Source organism: Kribbella sp. NPDC031520, from assembly GCF_055580825.1.
Genome location: NZ_JBVIKS010000006.1, coordinates 728939 through 736392, shown reverse-complemented (window position 1 = coordinate 736392; position 7454 = coordinate 728939). Strand labels below are relative to the sequence as shown.

Genomic DNA, 7454 nt, shown 5'->3' with positions numbered 1-7454 from the left:
CCGGCCAGACCAGCCTGGCCGGGATGGTGCCGTACTGCGAATACCACCACGTCATCAAAGACACCCCCACCTGGGGCTGGAACACCACCACCCACTCCGACGGCACAGTCACCCTCACCACCCCCACCGGCCACCGCTACACCACCGTCCCACCCGCCCGCGGCCCAATCGCCCACGACTCAACCACCGAAACACGCCGCCCTGCCCCAAGTGGCCGCATGATCCCCGCCGACCTGAAGCGTGATCCCACCCCCGCAGATCCGCGAACCACCCCGGAAACACCGCAATCAAAGGACATCTGCCAGCCTCCACCCGGACCCCCACCCACACCAGCCACGCGCCCAACCACCCGCCCAGTCACCGATCCCCGACAGCAACTCTCGCCGTCACCGCCGCCACAACGTTCTTCCCAACAGTCGACGGCCGGCCCACCACCGTTCTGAAACAACCGCGACCCCTGATCGGCGCGCACCGCCAATTCGAAGTGCTGATTACTCGGCATCGGGCTGCCAATGCTTGAGGGTGCTGATCGGGCCTGCTCAGCTCCAGCGCCCAACAGGCGAGGGTTCCTGCGTCGGACGGTGGTGCGTCGGCGCGACCACGCTCGCCACACGTTCCCGGCTGGAACCGGCGGCGCACACAAACACACCTCAGCCCGACTCACACCCGGCCCACGGCCGCACTCGAGCCCGTGCCACCCCACCCGCGCCCGCCCGTGCTCAGCCCACCCGCACTTGCCCCCCGCCCCTGCTCAGCCCACCCGCATTTAGTCGCACTCAGCCGCGCCCTCACCTACGCCTAAAGGCCCCGACGGTGCGCGAGCGTTGCCGGGGCTCGAGCGCTGCCGAGGACCGGGGCTCCATCCACGCTTGGGTAGCACCAGCATTCCGCTGCGTCTGGACAGGCTGCGGGGTGACTGCGGGTGGTCAGGCCTGGGTGATGGTGCTGATGCGCCAGGTGCCGCTAGGCGAGCTGGATGTGCTTGCCGGGTTGATGGTCAGGGTGATCAGACGAGTGGTTGGACGGCCCGGTGGGAGTGGGGTTCTGGTGCCGGTCTGGTCGACGATGTCGCCGTCGGTGAGGTGGTCGGTGGTTCGCAGAGTGATTGTGGTCGCCGTACGACGGGTGACGGTGGCGCTGTCGATCTTGATTCGGAGGCCTCGGATGCGGACGTTCTGGTTGCGGTAGTCGGACAGCAGAGCGCGATCGGCGGTCCACGGCGAGCTGCCCCGTACGTAGATGTTGTCGAGGGCATCCAAATCGAGAGTCCAGAACGCCTGCGCACGTTGGGCGTCCAGCGTCTGCAGGGTTCGAACCCAGGGTGTCGCATCCGTGGACGCGCTTGCGGGCCCGCCCGGTGGTCGCACACCTACAGTTGACGACTGCGTCGGCCGAACGGGCTGGGTCCGCGCCGCCTCGGTCGGGTTTGCCGGCTGCGTGGGCCGGGGCGATGTACCGGCCGTTCGCTCCGTCGATTCCTGGGAGGAGGGCTGCCCCGACGAAGGTTGCGTCGAGCTACCTGCGGAAGGCGACACAAACGTTGGTCGTTGCGAAGGCCCCGCGGAGGTTGGCTGTGTCGAGTGCCCTGCGGACGGAAGCGTGGAGGTCGGTTGCGTCGAGCCTTCCGTAGACGGCGACCCGGATGTGCGTTCCCTGGATGGCGTCGTGGATGTGGATTGCGCCGAGGCGCCGGAAGTCTGCCCTGTCGTTTGAGAGTAGATCGGCTCGGACTGTGCGGTCGGCGAGGTGTCGATGGTCCGAATGGTGGCGATTCCGAGAACGAGCACGATGATCGCGCCAAGGGCTACAGCGGCGAGAATGCCGTACGCCGGATGCGCGAAGCGACCGAACCTCCGACCGCCGACAGCAGCCCGCCCGCGACGACGGCCCCAGCCACCACGATCCCTGCCACGCCGCTCCCCGGCCCGCCGCTCCCCGCGCCGCCGTTCCCCGCGCCGCCGTTCCCCGCCCCGCCGTTCCCCGCGCCGACTGAGCCCACCGAATCGACCTCCGTCAAGCGGTATCCCTCGCCGAACGCGCTCAGTGAGCCGACCTTGGCCATGCGGCGTCCCCCGCCGAACGCGCGCGCTGATCCGACTCCGGCCGTGCGACCTGCCGCGTTGAACAAGCCGACTGAAGCTACTCTCGCCTTGCGGCATCCGGCGCAGACCGAGCTCGCCGGACTGACCTTCGCGATGCCGAATCGCGCGCCGAGGAAGCTCGTCAGAACGACGCTCTTCGTGCTGGAGCTCACGTGGACGAAGGCCCCCCGCACCGTCCACGTCATCGCCGACCTCGTGTCGGGGCTCGCCGGATCGATCCTCGTCATGCCAAATCCCGCGACGCCATACATCGCCCTGCCGTGCATCGCCACGTCCTGGATCGCCACGTCCTGGATCGCCACGTCCTGGATCGCCACGTCCTGGATCGCCACGTCCTGGATCGCCACGTCCTGGATCGTCGTCTCGGAACCAAGAGCTGCGTTTCAGAACGTCGTTGCGAAGACGCTCTCCTGGATGTCGTGGGGCCTGGGTAAGGCTGGCACTGTTGTTGGGCGTGTGTATCGGTTCGTCCGACTGGTTGTGCTGGCCGTCGGGTGTGGCGGTGACGTTGGTCGAAGGTCGCTCACTGCCCGGGGCATACCCGTCTACCGGCGACTCCTCGATGGCGTGTGGGTCGCGACGATCAGATGCATCACCCGCACCATGAACAGGTTCGGAATCAGCTGCGCTGCTCGGAGCGTCCATGTCCGCGGGAGACTTCGTGGTCGCAGGAGGCTTTGTGGTTGTTGGGTTTTGGGTGGTGTAGGTGCCGCGGGTGGAGTGGATGGTGCGGATTGTGTTGCCGGTGGGGGATCTTGTGTGCCGGGTGGTTCGGGGGCGGGGGGATGGTCGCATGGCGGGTGGGGTGGGTTCTGGGGTTGGGCGTTCCGGGTGGCGTGGTTGCGTTTTGGGAGACGTTGCGTCGGGCGGAGGTACCGGAGTGTCTGCGGGCGCGTCGGGATTGCCAGACGCGTCTTGGTTGCAGGAAGCGTCGTTGTGGCCGGGTGCGTTGGGAGGGTGGGGTGTGGGGAGCCAGGTGGGAGAAGTCGGTGTGGTTGGGGTGTTTGGGTCGGGTGGGGTGGGTAGCCAGCCGGGGTAGGTGGCGGTTGTGGGGTCGTTGGTGGCGGCGGGTGGTGGGGGCTTCGGGTTGTTCGGCGGGGATGTGCCTGCTGGGTGGATGGTCGCGTCGGAGCAGGTTGGGGGTGCGGTGGTGTTTGGGGGCCAGGGTGGAGGTAGTAGGCCTCCGGGTGGGATGGCTAGGTCTATCGGGGTTGGTGGGGAGATCGGTAGGAGGCGGGTGCGGAGTAGGTGGAGGGGCGTTGTTTCGAAGAGGGCTTGGGGGAAGGAGTTGGGGTCGGTGGCTGCTTGGCGGGCGATGGCTGTCAGGGAGTTTGCGTCGGCGGTGGCGGTGCTGGGGTGTAGTGCCGGGTCGGTCAGGATGGGGCGGCCGTCGGCGTCGAACATGATGTTGTTCGGGGTGACTCCGCCGTGGGTGAGGCCTGAGTCGTGTAGGTGGGAGAGGGCTTCGGCCAGGGGGATCAGGAGGGTGACTGTCTCGCCTTGGGTGAGTTTGCCTCGGCGGGTGAGGAGGGCTGCGAGGGTGCCGGCTACCAGGTGCTGGGTGATGAGGACCCAGCCGGCGTCGGTTTCTCGGTAGTCGATGAGGCGGGCGATGTGGGGGTGGCGGAGGCGGGACAGCATGCTGAGGTCTTCGCGGACGCGGCGGCGGTCGGGGAGGGCGCTGATCGGGATGTGTTTGAGCACGGCGTTGCGGCCGGTCGCGCGGTCCCGGACCTGCCAGACGGTGCCGGTCGGTCCGGACCCGAGTTGCCGGCGCAGGCTGTAGCCGTCGAGGTCTGCGAGGTCCATGCCCAAGAGGATGCACCGATCGTCACCTCAGCCGTGGAAGTTATCCACAGCCTCATCTCCTCGCTCGCGGTGTGACCGGAGGGAGGGGGTGGGTTGGGGGCGCATACACTCGGCTGTGTGAGTGCTATCGAGTATGTGGATGCCGGCGTTGTCGAGTACGAGACTGCGTGGGCTGAGCAGCGGCGGTTGCATGCGGAGGTTGCTGGGGGCACGGGCGGGGATACGGTGATTCTGCTGGAGCATCCGCCGGTTTATACGGCGGGGAAGCGGACTCAGCCTCATGAGCGGCCGGTGGACGGTACTCCGGTGGTGGATGTTGATCGGGGTGGGAAGATCACCTGGCACGGGCCGGGGCAGTTGGTCGGGTATCCGATTGTGAAGCTGGCCTCACATGTGTACGTCGTGGACTACGTGCGACGGCTCGAGGAGGCGCTGATCGGGGTTTGTGCCGAGCTCGGCGTGAAAACGGGTCGGGTCAAGGGGCGCAGCGGGGTTTGGGTCGCGGCTGATGATCGTGGGCGGGAGCGGAAGATCGCGGCGATCGGGATCCGGGTCGCGCAGGGTGTGACGATGCACGGGTTCGCGTTGAACTGCAACAATGATCTGGCGTGGTTCGACCGGATCGTTCCGTGCGGGATCTCCGACGCCGACGTGACCACGCTGTCGAAGGAGCTGGGGCGCGAGGTGACGGTCGCGGAGGTTCGCGAGCCGGTTCGCCGGCATCTCGACGTGCTCCTCGCGTGGAACGAGTACGAGCGCAGCCCGGACATCGACCACCACGAGGAGCCGCCGACGGCGATCACCTACGGGTTGACGGTCTGAGGGTCCAGCCCTACTTCGGCGCGCCAGTTGGTGTGCAGGGAACGTAGACGCTCGGCGATTTCCGGCTGGGCCGAGAGTTCGTTGCGGGACTCCCCTATGTCGTCGGTCAGGTTCGCGAGGAACCAGCCCTCCCCCATCGGTGCGTGTTCGTAGTCGCGTAGGTGGCGGGTGTTCTCGTCGTCGTCGACCCAGCTGAGCTTCCAGTCGCCGGAACGTACGGCCCATTGGAAGCCGCAGTCCCAGTGCAGGTTCTCGTGGGCGGCGTCGGCGGTTCCGGCCAGTACCGGCAAGATGTCGAGGCCGTCGACGCCTTCGACGGTTCCGCCCGCGGCGGCCGCCAATGTGGGCACCAGGTCCATGGTGCTGACAAGCGCATCAGTACGACGGCCGGCGGGTAGCTGTCCGGGCCAGCGCCAGAGCATCGGGATGCGGATGCCGCCGTCCCAGAGCGTGTACTTCGTACCGCGCAGTGGAGTGTTGTCGCCGAAATTGCAGGTGGATCCGCCGTTGTCGGTCACGTACACCACGATCGTGTCGTCGCCGGCCGCGTCCAGCAGGCGGCCGATCTCGGCGTCCATGAGCTCCAACTGAGCCAGGTAGTACTCGCGGCCGTGCGGGAGGTTCGGCACGATCACGTCGTCGTACCACTCCGTGAACGGGCCGTCCGCCTCCGGCGACCAGTCGCGGAACGTGGGCAGGCCGCGCTTCTTCAGCTCCTCCTCCGGCAGCTGCCAGCAGAAGTTGTGTACGGCGTTGAAGGCGACCATGCAGAAGTACGGCCGCCCGTCCTCCGCGCTCATGAACTCTGTTGCCCGCCGCCCGAACTCTGCCGTCAGGAACCCCTCGTGCTCGACGGGCTCGTCTCCTGAGAGAAGGGGCTGCACAGCCATGTGGTGCGCCGCAGGCTGGCCGTAGGACTCCACTGCGTCCTCAGAGTGGTGCAGGTAGTTCAGCCGGCCGAAGGACTGCCCTGCCAGCCCGTAGAGCGTCTCCTCGAAGCCGTGGTGCGGCGGACATGCCCTGTCACCAACGTCTTCCTTGCCGTAGTGCACCTTGCCGAAGTAGCCAGTGCGGTAGCCCTGGTCACGGAGGACCTCTGCCAGAGTCGGTACGTCGTCCGGCGGGAACTGGGCCGAGTCGAACCATTGGCCGCCCCACCGTTGCTGGTACCGGCCGGAGATGATCGACGCGCGGGAGGGGCTGCAGATCGGCGCCGTCACGTACGCGTCGGTGCAGGTCACCCCTTCCGCGGCCAGCCGGTCGAGGGCGGGTGTCAGTACGTCGGGGTGTACGCCGAGGCCGCCGCGATCGGCGTACCCGTGGTCGTCGGACACGATCAGGAGAATGTTCGGGGGACGGTCCATGGCAACAGCCTAGGCAAGCGATTGCCTATCTGTACGGTGCCGAAGTGTCTGCGGGGTGTGACGGCAGTTCGTCGCTACCTTGGGGGTGTGTCCAAATTTCTTGGGTTCTTGCTCGGCTTAGCCGTTGCTCTGGCCGGACCGGCCGTGTTCGGGGTGCTCGCGGCGCCGGGTGGTATGGAGCTGAACGCTAAGGGGATGGCGCTGGCCTTCGGCATCGGCGCGCTCGTCTTCTGGGCCGTCGTGTCGTACTTCTCCGGAGCCGGTGCGCTCGGGGCGTTCGTGGCCTTCGGCACCCTGGTCTACTGCTGGCTCTGGATCCCGAACCGGACCACGAACTTCCTGAACGACGTCCCCGGCGTCACGAACGGGATGATCGACGGGTCGAAGCAGTACACGCTGAACGGCGTCGTACCGATCCTCGGGGTGATCTCGCTGGTGTACGCCGTCCAGCTGATCGTCCGCGGGGTGCAGCGGCGGCGACGTGAGCGGGCCGAGGCCGAGCGGCTGCAGCGCGAGCAGGAGGCTGCGCAGGCGCAGCAGGAGGCGGACGTCGCGGCTGTCTACCCGGTTGCTGCGGGCACCTATCAGGCGCCTGCCGCGTACCAGAGGCACAGCTCGTACGACGATCTGTTCGACGAGCCGGAACCGGTACAGCCGGTGCAGCCGCGGAACCAGGCGGACGAGCGGACGCGGCAGTTCCCGGTGGGTGGGGACGACGAGTTCGAGCACACCCGGCCGTTCCCGGCGCCGGATGCCGAGAGCAACTACTCCGAGGAAACGGTCGTCGCACCGGCACCCGTCGCGGAGGAGCAGGAAGAGGAGCCGGTCCAGCAGGAGCCGGTAGCCGAGAAGCCGGCTGCGCCTGCGGAGGAGCCTGCGGCCCAGCAGGAGCCCGTCGAGGCGCCGACTCCCGCCGCGAAGCAGGACCAGGTCGCGGAACCTGAGCCGGTGGTGGAAGAGCCGACTGTTCCCATGAGCAAGCAAGAGTCACCCGCCGAGCCTGAGCCAGTTGCGGAGGAGCCAGCTGCTCCTGCTGCGAAGCCGGAGTCGGGTGTTGCGTCCGCGGTGGTGGTTGAGGAGCCCGAGGCTGTGGCGGCGAAGCCGGAGCCCGCGGCCGAGCAGACCAAGCCGATCGAGACCAAGCCGATCGAGTCCAAGCCGGACGAGTCCAAGCCGGACGAGACCAAGCCGATCGAGACCAAGCCGGGTGAGGCGCAGGTTGTGGAGGGTTCCAAGGTTTCGCCGAAGGAACAGATGGGGTCTCAGTACCGGGAGCGGATGGACAACCCGGAAGACACCGGTGAGTTCTTCATCGCGGCCTTCGAGAACCCGGCCGTCAAGCCCGTCTAAGTACGAC

5 protein-coding genes and 1 pseudogene are annotated in these 7454 nt (G+C 67.4%); 2 read left to right on the top strand and 4 right to left on the bottom strand.

Annotated features, from left to right (window positions below; all coding sequences use genetic code 11):
- Nucleotides 1-926: 926 nt before the first annotated feature.
- The 3 genes and pseudogenes from ACZ5BU_RS32465 to ACZ5BU_RS32455 form a co-directional block, all read right to left on the bottom strand.
- Nucleotides 927-1259, bottom strand: coding sequence for a hypothetical protein (locus ACZ5BU_RS32465; RefSeq protein WP_465704269.1), 333 nt, complete (start codon nt 1257-1259; stop codon nt 927-929).
- 545 nt (nt 1260-1804) lie between these two features.
- A complete protein-coding gene (locus ACZ5BU_RS32460) occupies nt 1805-2449 on the bottom strand; it encodes a hypothetical protein (protein ID WP_465704268.1) in 645 nt (214 codons plus the stop codon).
- 1048 nt (nt 2450-3497) lie between these two features.
- A pseudogene (locus ACZ5BU_RS32455) lies at nt 3498-3911 on the bottom strand (protein kinase domain-containing protein); the annotation flags it as partial.
- A 117-nt stretch (nt 3912-4028) separates the two neighbouring features.
- Here ACZ5BU_RS32455 and lipB point away from each other — a divergent pair.
- Nucleotides 4029-4733 carry a lipoyl(octanoyl) transferase LipB gene (lipB, locus tag ACZ5BU_RS32450; protein WP_465704248.1) on the top strand — a complete coding sequence of 235 codons (705 nt, stop codon included), beginning with the start codon at nt 4029-4031 and terminating at the stop codon, nt 4731-4733.
- On the opposite strand, the gene ACZ5BU_RS32445 is transcribed toward lipB, so the two are convergent.
- Entirely contained in the window at nt 4715-6097 is a 1383-nt protein-coding gene (locus ACZ5BU_RS32445) for a sulfatase family protein (protein ID WP_465704247.1), read from the bottom strand. The genes lipB and ACZ5BU_RS32445 overlap by 19 nt on opposite strands.
- A gap of 87 nt (nt 6098-6184) precedes the next feature.
- Here ACZ5BU_RS32445 and ACZ5BU_RS32440 point away from each other — a divergent pair, with 87 nt between their 5' ends.
- Nucleotides 6185-7447: an MFS transporter gene (locus ACZ5BU_RS32440; RefSeq protein ID WP_465704246.1), complete on the top strand. Its 1263-nt coding sequence runs from the start codon at nt 6185-6187 to the stop codon at nt 7445-7447.
- Nucleotides 7448-7454 lie beyond the last annotated feature (7 nt).

What these genes read in the sequence shown, in the direction of transcription:
- ACZ5BU_RS32445 (WP_465704247.1), bottom strand. Translation starts at nt 6,097, where the DNA reads ATGGACCGTCCCCCGAACATTCTCCTGATCGTGTCCGACGACCACGGG.